This window comes from Streptomyces harbinensis (assembly GCF_900116145.1).
Classification (GTDB): Bacteria; Actinomycetota; Actinomycetes; order Streptomycetales; family Streptomycetaceae; genus Streptomyces; species Streptomyces carpaticus.
Map to the genome: position 1 here is coordinate 72,738 of NZ_FPAB01000005.1, position 21,059 is coordinate 93,796.

At 73.0% G+C, this 21,059-nt stretch carries 17 protein-coding genes; 14 read left to right on the plus strand and 3 right to left on the minus strand.

The genetic code is table 11. From position 1 onward, the window contains the following. The first annotated feature begins 1 nt into the window (after position 1). The 5 genes from BM385_RS15285 to BM385_RS15305 all read left to right on the plus strand — a co-directional run bounded on the left by BM385_RS15285 (position 2) and on the right by BM385_RS15305 (position 3,341). On the plus strand, positions 2-895 hold the full coding sequence (locus BM385_RS15285; RefSeq protein WP_019434811.1) for a DUF5936 domain-containing protein: 894 nt from the start codon (positions 2-4) through the stop codon (positions 893-895). A gap of 270 nt (positions 896-1,165) precedes the next feature. After that, a complete protein-coding gene (locus BM385_RS15290; protein WP_380979166.1) occupies positions 1,166-1,372 on the plus strand; it encodes a hypothetical protein in 207 nt (68 codons plus the stop codon). A 56-nt stretch (positions 1,373-1,428) separates the two neighbouring features. After that, positions 1,429-1,938 carry a hypothetical protein gene (locus tag BM385_RS15295; RefSeq protein ID WP_246337928.1) on the plus strand — a complete coding sequence of 170 codons (510 nt, stop codon included), beginning with the start codon at positions 1,429-1,431 and terminating at the stop codon, positions 1,936-1,938. Positions 1,939-1,973: 35 nt separating this feature from the next. Continuing rightward, a complete protein-coding gene (locus BM385_RS15300; RefSeq protein WP_093843380.1) occupies positions 1,974-2,591 on the plus strand; it encodes a hypothetical protein in 618 nt (205 codons plus the stop codon). 12 nt (positions 2,592-2,603) lie between these two features. Next, a complete protein-coding gene (locus BM385_RS15305) occupies positions 2,604-3,341 on the plus strand; it encodes an OmpA family protein (RefSeq protein ID WP_139275181.1) in 738 nt (245 codons plus the stop codon). A gap of 14 nt (positions 3,342-3,355) precedes the next feature. On the opposite strand, the gene BM385_RS15310 is transcribed toward BM385_RS15305, so the two are convergent. Continuing rightward, positions 3,356-5,164, minus strand: coding sequence for a serine/threonine-protein kinase (locus tag BM385_RS15310; protein ID WP_093843382.1), 1,809 nt, complete (start codon positions 5,162-5,164; stop codon positions 3,356-3,358). 491 nt (positions 5,165-5,655) lie between these two features. Here BM385_RS15310 and BM385_RS15315 point away from each other — a divergent pair, with 491 nt between their 5' ends. The 5 genes from BM385_RS15315 (at position 5,656) to BM385_RS15335 (ending at position 11,846) form a co-directional block, all read left to right on the plus strand. Further along, a complete protein-coding gene (locus BM385_RS15315; protein WP_093843383.1) occupies positions 5,656-6,411 on the plus strand; it encodes a prepilin peptidase in 756 nt (251 codons plus the stop codon). A gap of 181 nt (positions 6,412-6,592) precedes the next feature. Further along, positions 6,593-7,381: an isoprenyl transferase gene (locus tag BM385_RS15320; RefSeq protein ID WP_037756290.1), complete on the plus strand. Its 789-nt coding sequence runs from the start codon at positions 6,593-6,595 to the stop codon at positions 7,379-7,381. Positions 7,382-7,757: 376 nt separating this feature from the next. Next, positions 7,758-9,092: an RNA 5'-3' helicase PhoH2 gene (gene phoH2 / locus BM385_RS15325; RefSeq protein WP_026047602.1), complete on the plus strand. Its 1,335-nt coding sequence runs from the start codon at positions 7,758-7,760 to the stop codon at positions 9,090-9,092. A 398-nt stretch (positions 9,093-9,490) separates the two neighbouring features. Then, the gene (locus BM385_RS15330; protein WP_019434820.1) at positions 9,491-10,204 is read left to right on the plus strand and encodes an aggregation-promoting factor C-terminal-like domain-containing protein; all 714 of its coding nucleotides are present in this window, start codon (positions 9,491-9,493) and stop codon (positions 10,202-10,204) included. Positions 10,205-10,364: 160 nt separating this feature from the next. Further along, entirely contained in the window at positions 10,365-11,846 is a 1,482-nt protein-coding gene (locus BM385_RS15335; RefSeq protein ID WP_254791599.1) for an AI-2E family transporter, read from the plus strand. A gap of 20 nt (positions 11,847-11,866) precedes the next feature. Here BM385_RS15335 and BM385_RS15340 read toward each other — a convergent pair whose 3' ends face one another. Next, positions 11,867-13,699 (minus strand): alpha/beta hydrolase, encoded by a 1,833-nt coding sequence (locus BM385_RS15340; protein ID WP_093843385.1) that lies wholly within the window; start codon positions 13,697-13,699, stop codon positions 11,867-11,869. 352 nt (positions 13,700-14,051) lie between these two features. On the opposite strand from BM385_RS15340, the gene BM385_RS15345 reads away from it, so the two are divergent. Genes BM385_RS15345 through BM385_RS15355 form a run of 3 tightly spaced genes read left to right on the plus strand, consistent with a single transcriptional unit; the run spans position 14,052 to position 17,625 of the window. Next, positions 14,052-14,576: a PadR family transcriptional regulator gene (locus BM385_RS15345; protein WP_019434823.1), complete on the plus strand. Its 525-nt coding sequence runs from the start codon at positions 14,052-14,054 to the stop codon at positions 14,574-14,576. After that, positions 14,573-15,250, plus strand: a complete 678-nt coding sequence (locus tag BM385_RS15350; RefSeq protein ID WP_019434824.1) for an ABC transporter ATP-binding protein — start codon at positions 14,573-14,575, stop codon at positions 15,248-15,250. The genes BM385_RS15345 and BM385_RS15350 overlap by 4 nt, the downstream gene beginning before the upstream one ends. Beyond that, positions 15,247-17,625, plus strand: coding sequence for an FtsX-like permease family protein (locus BM385_RS15355; protein WP_093843386.1), 2,379 nt, complete (start codon positions 15,247-15,249; stop codon positions 17,623-17,625). The genes BM385_RS15350 and BM385_RS15355 overlap by 4 nt, the downstream gene beginning before the upstream one ends. A gap of 117 nt (positions 17,626-17,742) precedes the next feature. On the opposite strand, the gene BM385_RS15360 is transcribed toward BM385_RS15355, so the two are convergent. Further along, positions 17,743-19,548: a hypothetical protein gene (locus BM385_RS15360; RefSeq protein WP_019434826.1), complete on the minus strand. Its 1,806-nt coding sequence runs from the start codon at positions 19,546-19,548 to the stop codon at positions 17,743-17,745. 82 nt (positions 19,549-19,630) lie between these two features. On the opposite strand from BM385_RS15360, the gene BM385_RS15365 reads away from it, so the two are divergent. After that, a complete protein-coding gene (locus BM385_RS15365; RefSeq protein ID WP_093843387.1) occupies positions 19,631-21,049 on the plus strand; it encodes a serine/threonine-protein kinase in 1,419 nt (472 codons plus the stop codon). Positions 21,050-21,059: the final 10 nt, after the last annotated feature.

The following is a 21,059-nucleotide window of genomic DNA, read 5'->3' on the forward strand; positions in this document are numbered from 1 at the left end:
CATGCTCGCACTGCTGCTCGGCCTGGCGATGGGCGCCGCGGTCCTCGGCATCGTGACCGCGATACGGCTGCTGCGCACGCCCTCGCCGCTGCCGCCCGATCTGGCGCTGGCGCTGGAGATCGGGGCCACCCGGGTGACGGTGGCCGGGTCCGCCGTCGACCGGCTGGGGATACGCTTCGCCCCGCTGGTGCTGCGGCTGATGGGCCCGGAGCGGGTGGAGCGCAAACGCCGCAGGATCGACCAGGCCGGCAACCCGCAGGGCCTGACGGTGGAGCGCTACGCGGCCCGGCGCGCGGTCTACGGCGTCTTCGGGGTGCTGCTGACGCTGATCTTCCTCGGCAACGGCTGGCCGTTCTTCGCACTGTTCGCCCTCGGCTTCGGCGCGTTCGCGGCGGACGCGGTGATCTGGCAGAGCATCAGGGAACGCCGGGACGTCATCGACCGCACGCTCCCCGACTTCCTGGACGTGCTGGCGGTGGTCGTCTCCGCCGGTCTCGGCTTCCGGCAGGCACTGGAGCGGGTCTCCGCCCGCTACGAGGGGCCGTGGGCGGACGAGATCCGCATCACGCTGCGGCAGATGGACATGGGCGTCTCCCGCCGCCAGGCCTTCGACGACCTGCGGCGCCGCAACGACTCCGAGCCGGTGAACCAGTTCGTCACGGCCCTCCAGCAGGGCGAGGAACTCGGCGCGCCGATCGCCGACACGCTGGTACAGATCGCCACCGACATGCGCCGCACGGACGCCCAGAACGCCCGCCGCCGCGCGGCGAAGGCGATCCCCAAGGCGACGCTGGCGACGCTGGTGTTCATGGTGCCGGCCACGATGATCGTGATCGTGGCGGGCATGATCCTGGGCTCCGGCACCAACATCACGGACATCCTGAACGGCCGCTGAACCCCGCCCGCCCGGCCGCGCCGGCCACGATACGGTGCCTTTGCCGAGGTCTCCCTGCCCAACTGGCCCCGGGTGTGGCACAGTCAGTGCCGACAGGTGTGTGTACGGGTTGGCCCGCGGCGAGCGGGAGGGGGTCGGGCATGCTGCGTCCACGCTTCAACCAGGCGTCTTCCGGGCAGAGTCATTCCCCGGACCCCGATGCCGGGCACATACCACCTCGGGGCATGAGCAAGCCGGGCGGAACGGGGCCGGCCGGGGGAAAAGGACGCCATGAGCAGGATGCTGCTGAACTGGAGAAAGACGGTCGTCACCCACCTGACGACCCGCCGCCACACCGACCGCGGCGCGGGCTTCGTGGAGTACGCGGGCCTGCTGCTGCTGATCGCGGCGATCGTGGGTGTGGTGTTCAGTCTGGGGCTGGACACGCAGATCAGCAACGCCATTCAGCGAGCGGTGACCAGCGTCCTGGGCAACTGATACCCGCCGGTCGGGGCGGTGACCGGGGGGCGGTCTTTCCGCTGTACATCGCGGTGGTGACGCTGACCCTCCTGGCCGCCTTCCTCTTTCTGGTCTTCGCCCAGGCCGCCGTGGTGCGCAGCGAGGGGCAGTCGGCGGCCGACGCCGCCGCGCTGGCCGCCGCCCAGGAGGCCAGGGACCGGCTGCTGGACGGAGGCGGTGACTGGGGCGACATCGTGGCCGGTGACGGGTTCGCCGTGGGTTCGGCGTGCGAGGCCGCCGCCCGGCTGGCCGGGCGGAACAACGCCACGGTGGCCTCCTGCGATCCGGACCGCGCACGGACCGGCTACACCGTGACGGTGGAGACCGGCCGTACGGTCGGCGACTCCCTCATCCCCGGCACGGAGCAGCAGACGGCCCAGGCGCGGGCGACCGCGGTGATCAGGGGCCTGTGCGATGTGGACACCGACGAGGAAGATCTCGTCGAACTCCGCTGCGAAGAGGATCGGCGCTGGTCGTTCGACCCGCAGGACGAGGAGACCTGGCCCGACGCCCGCGACCTGTTCCGGGTGTACCTGGACGAATGACCCTCGACGAGTGAACGCAAAGGAAAAGCGAGCAGATGGATCTCCGCGACAGCAAGTCCCGCCTCATCCTCATCGTTGTCGCTCTCGGGGCTGCCCTGGTGATCGCGGTGGCCAGTTGCAGCGGAGGCGGGGGCGACGACGACAACGCCGGCACGGGCGGCGATGACACCGCGCAGTCGTCCGGCGGCGGCGCCGGTGACGGTGGTGGTGAGCAGGACGACGCGCCGGGTGACGACGCGCCGGACGATTCCGGCTCCACCGAGGTGCTGGCGGAGAGCACGGGAGAGGGTGGCATCACCCTCACGTTCACCCGCGCGCAGCGGGAGGCCGGAGGGTTCCTCACCGTGGAGGGGACCATCCGGAACGACAGCAGTGAGACCTGGTTCGACGTGGGCTGGGCCGGTCCCGAGCGGGAACTGCGGGACAACGCCTTCTCCATGGCGGGTTCGTCCCTGGTCGCCGCGGAGGAGGGGAAGCGGTACCTGATTCTCCGCGACACCAGTGGCCGCTGCCTGTGCACGGGGTTCGGTCCGGGGATCCCGCAGGGCGAGACCGTCGAGTGGTTCGCCCAGTTCCCGGAGCCCGATCCGGCCACCACCGAGGTGCAGTTCCAGATCGGCAACATGCCGCCCGCCACCCTTGAGATCCGCTGAGAGGCGAGCCAGATGACGTATCGACCCCATGTGCCCGTCCGCGTGTCGCTGGTCGCCGCCGTCGGCACCGTCGCGGTGCTGGCCTGGAGCACCCCGGCACTGGCGGACGAGGGCGACGACACGTTCGAGCAGCCGCCCGGCTACGAGGCCCCCGCGGTGCCGGACATCGACGCGAACGCTCCGGGACTGATGCTGGGCGACGGGGCCACCCTGGCCGAGCCGCGGGTGCTGGACATCAAATTCATCACGGAGGACCTGGGCAGTGCGGCGGATCCGCCGCCGAACAGCGGTGGCAGCAATGAGGAGCCACCGCCCGCGAACCCCGACCCGGACCCCGATCCGGTCCCCAACCCGGGAACGGGTGGGGAACAGCGCGAGGAACGCACCGGGGGCCAGCACAAGTTCACGCTGCAGACGGACGTGGTGTTCGGCAAGAACAGCGACGAGATCACCGAGGAGTCCCGCGCCGCGCTCGCCGAGGTGGCCGCCGCGATCGACGAGTACCAGCCGGAGCAGGTGAACGTCTTCGGCTTCACCGACAACCTGGGCTCGTACGAGAACGGCGTGACCCTGTCCGCCAACCGCGCGCGCAACACCCAGACGGTGCTGCTGGAGCTGATCGAGGACCCGTCCGGCATCACCTTCAACGTCCGCGGCTACAGCGAGGACTACCCGCTGTACGACAACAGCACCGAGGAGGGCCGGCAGAAGAACCGCCGGGTGGAGATCTCCTGGCCGAGCGGCAACTGACGCACCGCGCGTGGTCAGTCGCTGGGCTTCCACTGGGTGGCGGTGACGAGGTAGCTCCGCAGATCCTGGTTCTGCGGAGCGGGCTCGGCCCGGTCGATCCACAGCAGAACGATCGTGCCTTCCCCGGTCTCGACGCACAGACCGGTGTCCGCGTGCAGAATGGTGTCGGCGCGGATGTCCTCGACGGCGATGGGGTTCGGGACGTCCGACCGGTGGGCCGCGTCGTAGCACTCCTGTGCCGACAGACCGGGGCTGTCGGCGATTCCGACGAACGCGTCGCTGTGGAAGGCCATGCCCTCGTTCAGCGCGGTGGGCTGGTCGCAGAACTGGTAGGTGATGTGGGAGCTTTCGGGGACGTCCCCCAGGGTGCCGACCGGTGACGTGGTGTCGACCGTCATCTCCTCCAGATCGACCCGGGTGACATTGGCTCCGTAGCAGGTGCCGAGATGGGCCTTGATGTCCTCCAGGAACAGGGGCGCCTTGATCGTGAGGGCCACCTCCGACGCCGTCAGCCGGTACGCCGCGTCCGGGTCCTGCGCCGGGTCCGGCTCCGCCTCCTCGCTCCCGCCCGGCTCACCGGCGTCGCTCCGCTCCCCGTCCGGGTCCGCCGCCCCGCCGCCGCCGTCGTCCGCGTCCGCCGGGTCCGGGTGCGGGTCGTCCTGCGGCGAGCCGGCGGCGTCCGGGGCGGCGGGGGTGCCGGTGTCCGGCAGCAGCATCGCCGCCGTCACGCCGCCCACCGTCGCCGCCAGGACGGCGGTGGTGGCCACCGCGATCGCCAGCGTGGGGCGCGGCCGGCCCGCCGCCGGTACCGCCGTGGTCGTGGCCGGGGCCGCTGTGGTCACCGCCGGGGCCGTCTCCGGCGGGGGCGGCGGCAGGGTGGGGGCGGGGGCGTCGGGCGGGCGGACGGTGTCGCGCTGCGAGACCTGGGCGGCCAGTGCCGGTGGCAGCCAGCCGTCCCGGCGCTGGAGGGTCTGGCCGGGGGACAGGGCGCGGCACATCTCCACCACCTGCGCCGGTCCTGGCCGGTCCGCCGGGCGTTTGGCCAGGCAGGCGGCGATCAGCGGGCGCAGGACCTCGGGGGCGGCGCTCAGGTCCGGGTCCTCCTGGACGATGCGGTACATCAGTCCGTGCGCCCCGCCTTCCCCGAAGGGGTGGCCGCCGGTGGCCGCGAAGTGGGCGACGATGCCGAGCGCGAACAGGTCGGTGGCGGGTCCGGCCGGCGGGTTGCCGACGATCTGTTCCGGTGCCATGTACGCGGGGGTGCCCACCCGGACGTCGGTCCCGGTCAGCGCCGTCGTGTCGGCCGCCTGCGCGATGCCGAAGTCGATCACCTTCGGGCCCTCGGCGGACAGCAGCACATTGCCCGGCTTCAGGTCCCGGTGCACCACGCCCGCCCCGTGGATCGAGGCCAGCGCCTCGGCGACCCCGGCCACCAGCAGCAGTACGGTGTCCAGCGGCAGCGGCCCGTGCCGGCGTACCGCTTCGGCGAGCGGGAAGCCGGGGATGTACGCGGTGGCCAGCCACGGGGCGGCGCCCTCGGTGTTGCTGTCCAGTACGGGCACGGTGTACGGCCCCTGGACGCGCCGCGCGGCGCGTACCTCGGCGGTGAAGCGGCGGCGGAAGTCGGGGTCCTCGGCGAACTCGCCGCGTACCACCTTCAGCGCGATGGGCTGCCCGCCCCGGGTGTAGGAGAGGTAAACGGCCCCCATGCCGCCCGTCCCGATGCGGGCCCGCAGCGCGTAACCGGCGACCTCTCGCGGGTCGGTCGGCCCGAGCGGGCCGAACTGCGGCCTGGGTGGTGGGTGTTCGTCGTGCGCGGCCATGGAGTCCCCCCTGGCGGTGACGGCGTACGGGCGTACCGGCGCATGGTAGCGGGGGCCCGCGCGCGGCCCGCCGCCGTACCGGCCCGGTCCGCCGTTCCCGGCGGCGCGGGTGCCCCTTCGAACGCGTTTCCCCCCGCGCGTCCCGGCCGCCCTGCGCGCACCGCCGGGGCGCTCCGTACGCCCCTCACCTGCGGTCCCCGACCGCGAACCGGGGCCACCGGATCACCGTCGGTAGTGTGAGGGAAGGGCTTGTGCGAAGGGGGTCACACTCTCCTGTCACGTACGGTAGGGTTCCCTTCAGTCAGTCACGCTGACACCGAAACTGCCAGCGTCGTCACTCCCACCCCGGCGACGTCTGGCGGGGCGGACCGTGAGCCACCCCCCCCGCTCCGGTCCCCCCATACAAGCGGGCCGGTCTGCCCTCCCCCCCACTCGGGCGGACCGGCCCGCAGTATGTCCGCGCCCCCCGCCCAGCCCGTACGCTCGGCCGGGTGCATGCGCTGCTGATCCTCGCCGCCGCCGGGTACGGAGCCCTGATCGGACCGCTCCTCACCCGGCCCCGCTACCGGCTGACCGTGGAACCGGAGGAGCCCTGGCGCTCCGCCTGCCCGGCCGGTCATCCGCTGCCGCCGCCGTGGCAGGGCGGCTGGCTCGGCACCGCGCGCTGCGCCGCCTGCCCGCCCGCGACCCGCCGCTACGGCACGCCGGCGCACGCCCTCGCCCTCACCCTGTGGACGGCCGCCGGCTGCGCGGCGCTGGCCGCCGCCACCGGCCCCCGCCCCGAACTCGCCGTCTGGCTGCTCGCCGTCCCGCCCGTCGTACTGCTCGCCTCGGTGGACCTCGCCGTGCAGCGGCTCCCCGACCCGCTGACCCTGCCGCTGGCCGCCGCCCTGCCGGTCGCGCTCGGCCTGGCGGCCCTGGCGCCCGCCGCGGCCGGCAGCTGGCCGCGGGCCCTGCTCGGCGGGCTCGTGCTGGGCGCCGTCTACTTCGTGCTCTTCCTCGTCAATCCGCGCGGCATGGGCTTCGGCGACGTCAAGCTGGCCGTCCCGCTGGGCACCGCGCTGGGCTGGTACGGCTGGGACGTGGTCTTCTTCGGCACCTTCACGGGCTTCCTGCTGGCAGCCGGGTACGGCCTGACCCTGGTGCTGGCCCGCCGCGCGACCCGCAGGACGGCCGTGCCGTTCGGCCCCTTCATGGCCCTGGGCGCCCTGGTCGCCCTGCTCCTCGGAGGACTCGCCGCCTCCTGAATCCGGCTACTGGCGCACAGCACCCACTTCTATGCGTTACGGTGGAATACCCCCCCTCGGGCCGGTCCGTATCCCCCCCACGGACCGGCCCGCTTTCTGTTCCGGCGCCGCCCTGCCCTACAGTGCTGAGTTCCGGCGGCTCTGGGTGTGTGCGAGGGGATGCGGCGTGACTGGTCAGGGGATCTTCGACAGGGGGCGGAACAAGGTCCGCCGTCTGTTCGTGCGGTTGTACGCACGCCGCGAGAAGGGCAAGCTCGGCCGGCTCGGCACCGACGGCGTGCCCAAGCACATCGGGGTGATCCTGGACGGCAACCGCCGCTGGGCGAAGGCCGCCGGGGGCACCACCAAGGACGGGCACGAGGCGGGCGCGGCCAAGATCCAGGAGCTGCTGGGCTGGTGCGCCGAGACCGACGTCGAGGTGGTCACCCTGTGGATGCTCTCCACCGACAACCTGGCCCGGCCCGCCGAGCAGCTCGATCCGCTGCTGACGGTCGTCGAGGGCGCGGTGCGTGATCTGGCGGCGGACGGCCGCTGGCGGGTCCACCACGTGGGTGCGCTGGACGTGCTGCCCGAGCGCACCCGGACCGTCCTCCAGGACGCGGAGGAGGTGGCCGGAAAGCGTGAGGGGATACTGGTCAATGTCGCCGTCGGCTACGGCGGGCGGCAGGAGATCACCGACGCGGTGCGCTCGCTGCTGGCCAAGCGGGCCGCGGAGGGCCAGACGCTCGACGAGGTCGCCGAGTCCCTGGGCGTCGAGGACATCTCCGAGCATCTGTACACCCGCGGCCAGCCGGACCCGGACCTGGTGATCCGCACCAGTGGTGAGCAGCGTCTCTCCGGTTTCATGCTCTGGCAGTCGGCCCATTCCGAGTACTACTTCTGCGAGGCGTACTGGCCGGCCTTCCGCAAGGTCGACTTCCTGCGGGCGCTGCGCGACTACGCCGCCCGGCACCGCCGCTACGGCGTCTGAGGGGCGGCCGGGCGCTCGGGTGCCCGGCCGATCGGGTCACCGGAGCCCGGAAAGCACGTGATTCATCCGGTTTTACCCTCTCGTTCCTTCGGTCACCATCCCATGTCCGCCGAGCGGGCATGGGATGGTGCCGTCCGAGGGGTTGTTCGCATGAGATGCGAAGGCAGCGGGCATATTCATCGCGGATCGGGCGTCAGCCCCGTCCGCCGGGAGGCCCGTTTGCGTACCACGGACATGGACCAGGGCCGGTACCCGGCCCGTGCGTGCCATGGGTCCCATGGAGGCGGCGGGCCCACGCCGGCCAGCAGACGCCGGGCGTCGCACGTACCAGCGGCGCCGCGTCATCCACACCTCTCCCGAGGGGGTTCGTCCACACGTGGTGACCAGCAAGAAGCGCCTGAGCGATCGGCGCATGTACGTCCTCGACACCAGTGTCCTCCTGGCCGACCCATCGGCGATGACCCGCTTCGACGAGCACGAAGTGGTGCTCCCGGTGGTCGTCATCACCGAACTGGAGGCCAAGCGCCACCACCCGGAGCTGGGGTATTTCGCCCGGCAGGTGCTGCGCAGGCTGGATGAGTACCGGGTGCGGTACGGCCGTCTCGACACCCCGCTGCCCATCGGCGATCTGGGCGGCACACTGCGGGTGGAGCTGAACCACTCGGATCCGGCCATTCTGCCGCCGGCCATGCTGACCGGCCGCGGACAACTGCTGGACAACGACACCCGCATCCTGGCCGTCGCCCGCAACCTCCAGGCGGAGGGGCACGATGTGACGGTGGTCTCCAAGGACCTGCCGCTGCGCATCAAGGCGTCCTCGGTCGGTCTGGCCGCCGAGGAGTACCGGGCGGAGCTGGCGATCACCGACTCCGGCTGGACCGGGATGATGGACATCACGCTGCCGGGCGAGACGGTGGACGAACTGTTCACGTCCGAGAGTGTGTTCGATCCACAGGCGGCCGAGCTGCCGGTGCACACCGGTCTGGTGATCTCCTCCGAGCGCGGGCGCGCGCTGGGCCGGGTGGCGCCGGAGGGCCGGGTGAAGCTGGTGCGCGGCGACCGGGAGGCGTTCGGCATCCACGGCCGCAGCGCGGAGCAGCGCGTCGCCCTCGATCTGCTGCTCGACCCGGAGGTCGGCATCGTCTCGATGGGCGGCCGGGCCGGCACCGGCAAGTCGGCGCTGGCGCTGTGCGCGGGTCTGGAGGCGGTGCTGGAGCGCCGCCAGCACCGCAAGGTGATGGTGTTCCGCCCGCTGTACGCGGTCGGCGGCCAGGATCTCGGGTACCTGCCCGGCACCGAGGCCGAGAAGATGAACCCGTGGGCGCAGGCCGTCTTCGACACCCTCTCCGCGGTGACGACCCGTGAGGTCATCGAGGAGGTGGTGGCGCGCGGGATGCTGGAGGTGCTGCCGCTCACCCACATCCGGGGCCGGTCGCTGCACGACGCGTTCGTCATCGTGGACGAGGCGCAGTCGCTGGAACGCAATGTGCTGCTGACGGTGCTCTCCCGGATCGGCCAGGACTCCCGGGTGGTGCTCACCCACGACGTGGCGCAGCGCGACAACCTGCGGGTCGGCCGGTACGACGGCGTGGTGGCGGTGGTGGAGAAGCTGAAGGGGCACCCGCTGTTCGCGCATGTGACCCTGACGCGCTCCGAGCGCTCCCCGATCGCGGCCCTGGTGACCGAAATGCTGGAGGAGGGACGGGTTTGACCGCCCGTCGGCGCTGATCGCGTCACCCGCCCGCCGCACTCCCATAGCGGCGGGCGGGTGAAGCGCAAGCCCCGTTCGGATGACTGCTCCTGTGACCTTTCCCACATCGAGCTGAATTGCTTCCCGCTCCACGTTTCCGGCAGTGTGTGCGTCTGTCAGGCCCCGCATACGGCACCGCCGCACCGCCATCGGCGCGGCACAGCACAGCGTTTGACAACTGAACAGCCGTCCGCCGTATGCCGCCCGAAGCACCACGCGGCCCCCTGCCGGTACGGAGGGGCCGCCGGGCCCGCGCCTTCAGCGACCCGCTGGTCCGTTCAGCGGTGAAGGCCCGCGCCAAGGGGCACGATTGCGCCCGTGGGGGTCACCCGGACGGGCGATGGTTGGAAGGAAACCGTGTGAGCCGGATTTCGGTCCGGGGATTCGCCGTGGCGTCTGCTACCGCGGTCACCACCGTCGGTGCTGCCGTCGGTGTTGCCTCGGGAGACGAGCAGGGCGGCGTCAGCGACATCGAGTTCGCCGCCGCCGACGCGACGCTGCTGGCGGACATACCCGCTGCCCCGAATGCCCAGCTGCACACCGCGTCGCTGGTCCAGCAGGCGGAGTCGCAGGCGGACGTCGCCGACGTCCAGACCCGCAAGGCGGCCGAGGAGGCCGCGCGGGTACAGGCCGCCTCCGACGCCCAGGAGCGCCGTGAGCGTGCGGAGCAGGAGGCCAGGGAGCAGGCGGAGCGCGAGGCCGAGGAGCAGCGCCAGCGCGAGGCGTCGGAAGCCGCCAGCCGGGCCGCCCAGCGGGCCTCGGCGCCGGTCCAGTCCTCGTACACCAAGGCGGAGATCCAGGCGATCGCCCGGGACATCGTGGCGGCCGACCAGTTCCAGTGCTTCTCCACGATCGTGGAGCGCGAGAGCGGCTGGAACCACACCGCCACCAACCCCTCCTCCGGCGCCTACGGCCTGATGCAGGCCCTGCCGGGTTCGAAGATGGCCTCGGCCGGCGCGGACTGGCAGACCAACCCCGCCACCCAGATCCGCTGGGGCGTCAACTACATGAACGAGCGCTACGGCAGCCCCTGCGGCGCCTGGGAGTTCTGGCAGGTCAACCACTGGTACTGACCCACCCGTCAGCACCCGGGCCCCGGCCTTTCGCGACATCCCCGTACCGATCACGGTACGGGGATGTCCGCTTCTGTGAACGCAACCCCGTCCCGCGCCCGGCGCAGGGTAACGTCGGGTCGCGACCGCGGTGCGAAAGCTGGGGGAAGAGGGAAACGGGATGTCTGGAGTGAGCCGGTTCAAGGCCGGCATGGCGCGGATCAACTCGCGCGTGTCGGCCTACCGGGCCGCGGCGGAGCGCGAGATACAGCGCCGCGAGCGGGAGGCCGAGGAGCGGGTCGCCCGGGACGCCGTGGGGGAGGACGGCGTGCCGGGCGCCCAGGAGGGGCTGCAGGCCCGGGTCCGCCGGACCGTGGCGCCGGATGTACCGGAGGCGGCGGCCGAGCGGCCGAGCGAGCCCGAGGCGGGCGGCGCGGCCGGCGGCGACGGTGGCGACGGCGGCTACGGGCCCGGTGCGCCGCCGCCGGCCGGCCAGCCGGAGCGCCCGGCGCCCGACACGGTGATCCCGTGGGGGGTTCGGGTCGCGGCCGAGGCCGGCTGGCGGGTGCTGGTGCTGGCGGCCGTGGTGTGGGTGCTCATCCAGGTGGTGTCGGCCGTCAGCCTGCTGGTGATCTCGTTCGCCGCCGGGCTGCTGATCACCGCGTTGCTCCAGCCGTTCGTGGGCCGGCTCAAGCGCTGGGGCCTGGGCCGGGGCGCGGCCACCGCGATCACCTCCATCGGCGGCTTCCTGGTGATGGGCGGCGTCGGCTGGTTCGTGGTCTGGCAGGTGATAGAGAACACCGACCGGCTGGTGGAGCAGGTCCAGGACGGTATCGACCAGCTGCGTGACTGGGTGCTCCAGCTGCCGTTCGGGGTGACCGAGGAGAACATCAACGAGACGGTCGACAACCTCAACACCTGGATCACCGATCACAGCGACGAGCTGACCTCGGCGGGTCTTGAGGGCATCAACTACCTCACCCAGTTCCTGACCGGCGCCGGTCTCACCCTCTTCGTGACGCTCTTCCTGCTCTACGACGGCCGCGGGGTCTGGTACTGGTTCCTCAAGCTGGTCCCCGCCCAGGCGCGGGACGGGGTGGCGGGCGCCGGGCCGCGGGCCTGGATCACGCTGACCGGCTATGTGCGCGGCACGGTGCTGGTGGCGCTGATCGACGCGGTCGGCATCGGGATCGGGCTGTTCGTGCTGAAGGTGCCGATGGCGGTGCCGCTTGCGGTGATCGTCTTCCTGTCGGCGTTCGTGCCGCTGGTGGGCGCCATCGCCTCGGGCGCGCTGGCGGTGGTGGTGGCGTTCGTGACGCACGGCGCCGTCACCGCGCTGATCGTGCTCGGTGTGGTGCTGCTCGTGCAGCAGATCGAGGGGCACATCCTCCAGCCGTTCATCCTGGGCCGGCTGGTGCGGGTGCATCCGCTGGCGGTGGTGCTCGCGGTGACGGCCGGCACGCTGCTGGCCGGTATCCCGGGCGCCGTGGTGGCGGTGCCGCTGGTCGCGGTCAGCAACACGGTGGTCGGCTATCTGCGGGCCTACCAGGCGGAGGCGGACCTGCGGGACGGGCGGCAGGGCCCGGGCGGGGCGACGATAGCGCCGCTGGCTCCGGTGAAGCCGCAGCCGCCGATAGACGCTCCGGGCTCCGAACGCCCCTGAGACGCGGTGGCGCGGGGGCGCTACCCGGCCCAGCCGTGCTGGGGCGGGTGGCGCTCCTCCAGCAGGACGCTCAGCGCGTCCGTCTGCGGTTGGCTCCACCCTTCGGAGGGGGCGATGTACGCCCAGCCGTCCACCGGGTTGGAGCCGTACCGGTGTCCGTGCGGTGCCGGTGAGCCGTACGAGACGGCCATGTCGACCGTGGTCTGCCAGAAGGTGACGAACGGGAACCAGTCGATCTGCGAGGTGACGTCCGGGCCCAGCGGCTCGTTCATCCACTCCGGCCGCTGGAAGAGCAGGTCGGGGGACCACCACACCACCGGGTCCGAGGCGTTCTGGAGGTAGATCACCCGGGGTTCCTCCCAGGGGCCCGGCTCCAGCAGCAGGTCGCGTTCGGGGAACTGGGCGAACCGTACGTGCCGCCCGCCGTCGTACACCGGCCGCCACACCGGGCTGCCGGGGTCGCGGTTGTCGGTCAGCTCGCGGTGGATGGGGGCGAAGTCGGGCGGGCCGACCAGCAGCGCGCCGTCGGTGCGGGCCAGCATGTCGTCCAGCCCGTCGAAGGCGTCCTCGATGGCGGTGACGGCGAGCGATTCGCCGAAGACGACCAGCTTGGGGCGGTCGTCCTCGGGCAGCCGCGACCAGTGCTCCCACACGGCGTCGACGAGTTCGCGGGTGGCGTTGCCGGCCTCCTCGCGGTCCACCACGAAGGAGGCCCAGCTGGGCAGGTAGGAGTACTGCATGGTGACGACGGCGGTGTCGCCGCCGTGCATGAACTCCAGGGCCTCCACGGTGGTCGGGTTGATCCAGCCGGTGCCGGTGGTGCCGGCGATGGCGAGCACCTCGCGGTCGAAGGCGCCGGTGCGCTCCAGTTCGCGCACCGCGAGGTCGGCGCCGTCCGGGTACTCGTCGTAGGCGGCGCGGCCCACGTAGACCCGGATCGGGGCGAGCGCGGGCTTTCCGGTGAACTCGGTGATCTCCTCGGTGGACAGGACCGTTCCGGTGAAGGTGCGGCCCTTGTTGCCCAGCTCCTCCCAGGGGACGAGGGAGTCGGGGCTGCCGGAGACCATGGGGGAGTAGGGGCGCATGACCCCGTCGTCGGTGCTGCGGTCCTTGGCGGCCGACAGCCGGTCGGCGATGGTGAGGACGCCCCGGTCCCAGACGACGTCGCGGGTGCCGTAGACGACGATGACGCTGGTGGCGGCGAGTCCCAGGGCGACGGCGGCGGGCCAGGGCAGCCCGATGTGGTTGAGCCAGCGGGTGATCAGCCGGGTGAGCAGCCGGATGGCGCGGGCGACGGCCACGAACAGCACCAGCACGCCGAGCGAGATCAGCGCGATCATCAGGGAGTGCCAGGTGAGGGTGGGCGGCAGCTCCTGGAGCCGGCGCAGTTCGCGCTGCATGTCGGCGCTGCGGCCGAGCATGATCGCGACCGCGAACGGGAGCAGCAGTTCGTAGCCGAGCCAGGCGCGGGCGCGGTAGCGCGGCGGGGGCTGCCAGGGCAGCAGCCGGTAGAGCGCGGAGGCGGTGGAGCCCAGGCCGTAGCCGATGGCGGCGGTGATGCCGCCGATGGCGCCCTGGTAGTACCAGGGGCGGGGCACCAGCGAGGGGGTGAGGGAGAGCCAGAAGAAGAAGGTGGCGACCAGGCAGGCGGTGAGGTCGGGCCAGCGGCGCATCAGCCATTCGGAGCTGGGCCGGTCCCAGTAGGGCTTGCGGGCGTAGGCCAGGGCGAGGTCGCGGGTGCGGCGGGCGGCCGTACGGGCGAGGGCGGTGGCGCGGGCGGTGCCGTGCTCGGTGGTGCCGGCCGGGGACGGGGCGGGCCGCTCGTCTCCGTTGTCCCCCGTGGTGTGCTGCATTGGCTGTCTCCGACCGCTCCCTATGGCGTGACTGACCGTGTCCACGCGCCAGTGGGACAGACGCAGCGGTAGTGGGCCGAGTTGCTTCATTCCGTGTTGAACAAACTACAGGTTTCGACGGGATCCAATCGGTTGCCCTCGCGACGGGACGCGGGGGCGCCGGGGTCGGCTCCCGGGGCGAGTCTGCCGCGCGGAGCGCCGGTGCGCACGCCGTTTCCGGGCCGGGGCGGTCAACGGGCGGCGGGCTGCGCGCAGTTGCGCCATGATCGGGGAAATTGATCATCACCGCAGGTCAGCGGCTATGCAGCGCACGTATACACGTGGTTTATACGTGGTGTGTATAGTGGCCGGCATGTCCATCGGTCACACCCTGCTCGCCCTCCTCGAAGCCGGCCCCAGACACGGCTACGACCTCAAGCGCACCTTCGACGACCACTTCGGCCAGGACCGCCCCCTGCACTACGGGCAGGTCTACTCCACGATGTCCCGGCTGCTGAAGAACGGCCTCGTCGAGGTGGACGGCATCGAGGCCGGCGGCGGCCCCGAACGCAAGCGCTACGCCATCACCGACGCCGGCGTCACCGACGTCGACGGCTGGCTGCGCACCCCGGAGAAGCCCGAGCCGTACCTCCAGTCCACCCTCTACACCAAGGTCGTCCTCGCCCTGCTCACCGGGCGCGACGCCAACCAGTTGCTGGACACCCAGCGAGCCGAGCACCTGCGGCTGATGCGGCAGCTCACCCGGCGCAAGAGCGGCGGCGACCTCGCCGACCAGCTCATCTGCGACCACGCCCTGTTCCACCTCGAAGCCGACCTGCGCTGGCTGGAGCTCGCCGCCGCGCGCCTGGACCGGCTCGCCAAGGAGATCCACCCATGACCGCCCTGCTCACCGCGGAAGGACTGCACAAGTCCTACGCCAGCACCCCCGCCCTGGCCGGCGCCGACTTCACCATCGACGCCGGGGAAGTCGTCGCCGTCATGGGCCCCTCCGGATCCGGCAAGTCCACGCTGCTGCACTGCCTGGCCGGCCTGGTGGCACCCGACGCCGGCCGCGTCCGCTACCAGGGGCGCGACCTCGCCGGCCTCTCCGACGCCGAACGCAGCGCCCTGCGCCGCGGCGACTTCGGCTTCGTCTTCCAGTTCGGCCGGCTCGTCCCCGAACTGAGCTGCGTCGAGAACGTCGCCCTGCCGCTGCGGCTCACCGGCACCAAGCGCAAGGACGCCGAGGCCCGCGCCACCGAGTGGCTGGCCCGGCTGGAGGTCGACGACGTCCGCCACCACCGCCCCGGCCAGATCTCCGGCGGCCAGGGCCAGCGCGTGGCCGTCGCCCGCGCCCTCGTCGGCAACCCCCGGGTGATCTTCGCCGACGAACCCACCGGCGCCCTCGATTCCCTCAACGGCGAGCGCGTCATGGAACTCCTCGTCCAGGCCGCCAAGGAGAGCAGCGCGGCCGTCGTCCTGGTCACCCACGAATCCCGGGTCGCCGCCTTCTCCGACCGCGAGGTCGTCGTCCGCGACGGCAAGGCCCGCGACATGGCGGGGGCGGTATGACCACCCCCGTCTCCGTGTGGGCGCGGGACCTGCTGATGGGTGTCCGGTTCGCCGTGGCCGGCGGCCGGCCCGGCTGGGCCCGCACCACCCTCACCGCCATCGGCGTCGGCCTCGGCGTCGCCCTGCTGCTGCTCGCCGCCTCCGCGCCCCACGTCCTCAGCGCGCGCGAGGCGCGCTCGGACGCCCGCGACCCCGTCTGGCACGAGGAACTGCCGCCCGGCAGCGACACCTTCCGGTACGAGGTCCTGGCCACCACGTACCACGGCGAGCAGGTGCGCGGCGTCCTCCTCCAGCCCGACGCCGGCCAGGACACCACCGCAACCCCGCCGCCCGGCCTGGACGCCTTCCCGGAACCCGGCGAGATGCTGGTCTCCCCGGCCCTGCAACGGATGCTCGACGCGTCCGGCAACGCGCCGCTGCGCGAGCGGCTCGCCGAATGGGAGGCCACCGGCACCATCGGCGACAGCGGGCTCGTCGGCCCCGCCGAACTCGCCTTCTACGCCGGGACCGACAGCCTCTCCGACACCTTCGCCGACGGCACCCCCAGCAACAACCGCAGCGACGCCTTCGGCACCACCTACCCGTCCACCCCGCTGCACCCCATGCTGATCCTGCTCATCCTGGTGATCTGCGTGGTGCTGCTCATGCCAGTGGCCGTCTTCATCGCCACCGCCGTACGGTTCGGCGGCGAACGCCGCGACCAGCGGCTGGCCGCGCTGCGCCTGGTCGGCGCCGACCGGCGCAGCACCCACCGGATCGCCGCCGGGGAGGCGCTGGCCGGCGCGGTGCTCGGACTGGTGGTCGGCGTGGCGCTCTTCCTGGTGCTGCGCTCCCTCGCCTCCCGGGTCAGCATCGCCGGTTTGAGCGCCTTCCCCGGCGACTTCGTGCCCAGCCCGCCGCTGACCGTGCTGATCCTGGTCGCCGTGCCGCTGTCCGCGGTGCTGGTCACCCTGTTCGCGCTGCGCGGCGTCGCCATCGAACCGCTGGGCGTCGTCCGCGACGCCGTCCCCCGGCCCCGGCGGCTGGGGTGGCGGCTGATCCCGGCCGTCCTCGGACTGCTGCTGCTCCTGCCGTTGGCCGGCTCGTACTCCGCCGGCGGCGACGGTGCCCGGGAGATCCAGGCCGGGGCCGGCATCGTGCTGGTACTCGTCGGGGCCACCGCGTTCCTGCCGTGGATGGTCGAACGGTGCGTCGCCGCTTTCCGGGGCGGCCCCGTCTCCTGGCAGCTGGCCGTGCGCCGGCTCCAACTCGGCAGCGGCCCCGCCTCCCGCGCGGTCAGCGGCATCACGGTCGCGGTGGCCGGGGCCATCGCCCTTCAGATGCTGTTCGGCGGGGTGCGCGGCGAGCAGACCGTGGAGACCGGGCGCGACACCGAACAGGCCCAGGTTCAGGTCAGCACCTACGGCATGGATTACGAGAACGGCTCCCGGCTCTTCGGCGAACTCGCCGGCACCCAGGGTGTGGCGGAGGTCTTCGGAACCTATTCCGGCTCCGCGGTCCGTCCCGAGGACCGGGACGGCATCGATGACCGGATCCCCATGGACGTGGTGGTCGCCGACTGCGCCACCCTGCGGCAGATGGCCGCCCTCACCGCGTGCGCCGACGGCGACGCCTTCATCAGCGTGGACCCGGACCAGGAAGCCGCGGCCGACTACGTCCCGCTGCCCGGCCCGGGTGACACCGTCGATCTGGGAGTGGACTCCGGGGGTGTCACGTACCCGGGAGGGCCCGCGCTGTGGACCGTCCCGGATGCCACCGAGCGGGTCGAACCGGTCTCCGGCGTGACCGGTCGGTGGGCGCACGGCATCCTGGCGACGCCCGCCGCGCTGGACGGTTCGATGATCGGCTACGGCTACACCGAGGCGGTGATCCGTCTCGCCCCCGAGGACCGGGCCGAGACCGTCGAGGAGTTGCGCACCCTCGTCTTCGGGCTGCCCGAACGCCCCTATCTGTGGCAGCTGCAATCGGAGAGCGTCTCGGACGAGTTCGCCACCGTCCAGCGCGGGCTGCTGGTCGGCGCGATCGCCGTCCTGGCCCTGATCGGTGCCAGCATGATCGTCTCCCAGCTGGAGCAACTGCGCGAGCGCAAGCGGCTGCTGGCCGCCCTGGTGGCCTTCGGCACCAAGCGCTCCACGCTCGGCGTCTCCGTGCTGTGGCAGACCGCCGTCCCGGTGCTGCTCGGCCTCGCGGTGGCCAGCCTCGCGGGCACCGTGCTGGGCGTCGTCCTCATGCGGATGGTCGGCCTGCAGGTCAGCGACTGGTTCGGCTTCCTGCCGATGGCGGCGGCCGGTCTGGTGGTCATCGCGGTGGTCACCCTCGCCAGCATGCCGCTGCTGTGGCGGCTGATGCGGCCGGAGGGCCTGCGCACCGAGTGACCGCCCCGGACCCCGCGCCCCGGCCCGCGCCCCCGGGCCACCACCGGTACCGCACACCGCGTGGTGGCCCGCGGCCCGAGCCGCTGGAGGGCTGAGCGTGCGCGGGCCGGGCGGTGCTCAGTCCGTCGCCGGCCGCGCCTCCGTCCGGCGCCACAGCTCCAGCGCCCGCGTCAGCCGGCCGGCGCGCTCCCGGATGGACCGGACGTCCTCCCAGGTCACCGCGTCCGCGTGGGCCTGGAGCAGCCGTTCGTGCTCGCTGCGGATGCGCTGGAGCGCCCGTACCCGGCGGGGGCTGGTACGCGGCATCGGCAGGCCGGCCAGCACCTCGTCCAGCTTCTCCAAGTCCTGGCGCGCCGCCAGCGCGGGCAGCTCCGCCCGCTCCCGTTCCTTCGCCAGTTGCTGCGGCGTCATCCGGGCCAGCTTGCGGGCCCGGGCCGTCGCCGCCCTGATCCGGCGGCGGCGCGGGGAGAGCACGAAGAACGTCTCCCGCACCAGCAGCCCGATCGGCAGCAGACCGACCAGCGCGATCAGCATCCACGGCGACACCCAGCCGCTGCCCCCGCCGGAGCCGCCGGCCGCCCGGTCCTCCCCGGCGCCGCCCCCGGAGCCGCCCGCCTCCGGTGCCGGCGCGCCCACCGCGTCGAGCAGCGCGTCCAGCGAACCGGCCGCGAAGTCGTCGCCGCCGGCCCGGGCCGACCCCGCCGACCGGACGAAGTCCGCGCCGCCGGCCACCGACATGCCGCTGATGTGCCCGCCGTGGTACGGGGAGAACCGGTAGACCACCACCCGCTGGTCCTCCTCCGGCGCCGTCCCCCAGTCGATGTGCCCGGCGAGCAGCCCGGCCAGCTCCGTGTCGTCCCCCGACCACGGCAGGTCATCGCCCAGCTGCAATGCCAGGACGTTCTCCGGCAGGAACGCCACCTTCACCGGTTGGCCGGCCTCGCTCAGCGCCTGCTCGTACTCCGCCTCCCGGTCGAAGCCGGGCACGCCCGGATGCACGAACAGGGACTGCCCGCCGAGCCGTTCGCCCGCCGCCGTCAGCAGATCGGTCTCCGCCAGCGCCGACGCCAGCAGCGCCAGCCGCCCGGGCATCTCCGGCACCGGGATCTCCGTGATGGCGCTGCCGCCGACGACGCTCACCAGATCGCTGATCGCGTACGGGACCCCGGGCCCGGTGGCCATCACGGCGGAGAAGTCGTCGTCCTCGAACTGGAGCAGCAGCGCGGCCCCGTCGTCCGCGAGGCCGTCCGCCAGGGCCGCCATGGTGGCGTCGGTCGGCCCGCTCACCCCGGACACCAGGGCCACCCGCAGCCCGGGCAGCTCCGCGAAGGCCGAGGCCAGCAACTCCTCGTCCAGGCCGGGGAACGCCTCGGTGACCGCCGGGTCCACGTAGTACCCGCCGTCCTCGGCCAGCGCGCGCACCCCGGGCGTCACGTCCCGGTCCAGCAGATCGGGCAGGGTCAGCAGGAAGTTGCCCTCGTTGATCCCGACCCGGTCCATCTCCTCGTCGAACAGGGCCCATTCGTCCAGCGACAGGCCCACCGTCGTGGTCTGCTCGCTGCGGTCCGGGCTGTCGGACAGCGCGCTGCGCACCTCGCTGTGGACCATGTACACGCCGGGCTCGCCGACGGCGGCGGCCAGTTGCTGGGACGCGGCGGCGTCCTCGCCGATCTCCTCGGTCACGAACGCGATCCGCACCGTCGTATCGGCCCGCGCGTACCGGGCGCGCAACAGGCCGACCAGCTCCGGGGAGACGCCCGCGTAATCCTCGGCGACCCAGACCGTCTCACCGCCGGACAGCGCCTCGATCGCCTCGTCCAGCTGCCCGGCCGCCCGCGCGGGCGGAGCGGTGAGCAGTCCGCACGCGAGCAGCACGCCCAGTACGCCGGCGAGCCACGCCCGCCGGCCGCCGGTGACCCTCATCCCGTCCCCCCTGTGCCGTATTCCTGTGGAATGCTAAGCCCGCTCACTGACAAGCGGTACGGAAGGGCGGGAACGGGGCGCCATGGCGGTCGGGGATCTTCTGGACGGCCGGTACCGGCTGGTGCGCAAGCTCGGCGAGGGCGGCATGGGCCAGGTGTGGCAGGCGCACGACGAGCGGCTGCGGCGGGATGTGGCCATCAAGACGGCCACCGACGGCGCGGACAGCTCCCTGGTGCGCCGCCTGGAACGCGAGGCGATGGCGGTCGCGCAGCTCGCCCACCCGCATATCGTCACGGTGCACGACCTGTTCACCGGCACGTTCGAGGGCGGCTCGGCCGTGATGCTGGTGATGGAGCTGGTGCCGGGTGAATCCCTGGACCGTACGCTCACCGGCGGGCCACTGCCGGTGGAGCGGGCGCTGACCTGGGGCGCCCAGATCGCCGACGCGCTGTCCGCCGCCCACGCGCCGGGCGTCGGCATCGTGCACCGCGACCTCAAGCCGGCCAATGTGATGATCACCCACGACCGGGTGAAGCTGCTCGACTTCGGGATCGCGCACCTCGCCGAGGGCATCGGCGAACGGCAGCGCACCTCCCTCACCGCCACCGGCACCGCCATCGGGACCCCCGACTACATGGCGCCCGAACAGTGCACCGGCGGCGACATCAGCAGCGCCACCGACCTGTACGCGCTGGGCTGCGTGCTCTTCGCGATGCTCACCGGCCGCACCGTCTTCCCGCCCGGCGGCACCGTGATGCAGGTGATGTACCGGCAGGTCAACGAGCCACCGCCGCAGCGTCCGCGCGAACTGCGCCCCGAACTGGCGGCGGAGGTGGACGAGCTGGTGCTGGCCCTGCTGGCCAAGGACCCGGCCGCCCGCCCGGACGGCGCCGCCGCCGTACGCGACCGGCTGTTCGACCTGGCCGGGCCGCGCCCGAAGCCCGACCCCCGGGTGGCCCGGGCGGACGCCCCCGCCTCCCGGCACACCCTGCGGCTGGCCCCGGCGGGCCCGGAACCGGCCGACCGCGTGCCGACCGGACACCGCGACCCGGGACCGGCCGTCCGCGACGCCCGGCCCGGACCGTCCCTCCAGGACGCCCGCCCCGGACCGTCCGTCCAGGACGCCCGGCCCGCGCCGGAGACCGCCGCCTCCGAGCCGGCGGCCGGACCGGAGGCCGGTCCCGATCCGGCGGCCGAGCCGGTCGAGTCCGTCCCGCCCCGCCCCGCCGACCTCCTGCGGGCCCGCACCCGGGAGGCCCTGGACGCCCAGCAGGCCGGCAACACCGCCGCGGCCGGTGAGCTGTGGGCCGGCCTCATACCCCGGCTCGCCGAGTACTACGGCCCGGACGGCTGGCCCACCGAACGCGCCTGCGTCCAGCTCGGCCGCCTCGGCCACCCCCGGGCCGCCGCCCTCGCCCGGGAACTGGAGACGGCCTACGGCGCGCGCCGCACCCGCCGGGCCCGCAAGGCGCTCTCCGGCCGACCCGTCCCGCTGGAGTGACACCGGGGCC

What these genes read in the sequence shown, in the direction of transcription:
- BM385_RS15350 (WP_019434824.1), top strand. Translation starts at nt 14,573, where the DNA reads ATGACCGCCCTGCTCACCGCGGAAGGACTGCACAAGTCCTACGCCAGC.
- BM385_RS15365 (WP_093843387.1), top strand. Translation starts at nt 19,631, where the DNA reads ATGGCGGTCGGGGATCTTCTGGACGGCCGGTACCGGCTGGTGCGCAAG.
- BM385_RS15335 (WP_254791599.1), top strand. Translation starts at nt 10,365, where the DNA reads ATGTCTGGAGTGAGCCGGTTCAAGGCCGGCATGGCGCGGATCAACTCG.
- BM385_RS15355 (WP_093843386.1), top strand. Translation starts at nt 15,247, where the DNA reads ATGACCACCCCCGTCTCCGTGTGGGCGCGGGACCTGCTGATGGGTGTC.
- BM385_RS15305 (WP_139275181.1), top strand. Translation starts at nt 2,604, where the DNA reads ATGACGTATCGACCCCATGTGCCCGTCCGCGTGTCGCTGGTCGCCGCC.
- BM385_RS15300 (WP_093843380.1), top strand. Translation starts at nt 1,974, where the DNA reads ATGGATCTCCGCGACAGCAAGTCCCGCCTCATCCTCATCGTTGTCGCT.
- BM385_RS15285 (WP_019434811.1), top strand. Translation starts at nt 2, where the DNA reads ATGCTCGCACTGCTGCTCGGCCTGGCGATGGGCGCCGCGGTCCTCGGC.
- BM385_RS15290 (WP_380979166.1), top strand. Translation starts at nt 1,166, where the DNA reads ATGAGCAGGATGCTGCTGAACTGGAGAAAGACGGTCGTCACCCACCTG.
- BM385_RS15360 (WP_019434826.1), bottom strand. Translation starts at nt 19,548, where the DNA reads ATGAGGGTCACCGGCGGCCGGCGGGCGTGGCTCGCCGGCGTACTGGGC.
- BM385_RS15345 (WP_019434823.1), top strand. Translation starts at nt 14,052, where the DNA reads ATGTCCATCGGTCACACCCTGCTCGCCCTCCTCGAAGCCGGCCCCAGA.
- BM385_RS15310 (WP_093843382.1), bottom strand. Translation starts at nt 5,164, where the DNA reads ATGGCCGCGCACGACGAACACCCACCACCCAGGCCGCAGTTCGGCCCG.
- BM385_RS15340 (WP_093843385.1), bottom strand. Translation starts at nt 13,699, where the DNA reads ATGCAGCACACCACGGGGGACAACGGAGACGAGCGGCCCGCCCCGTCC.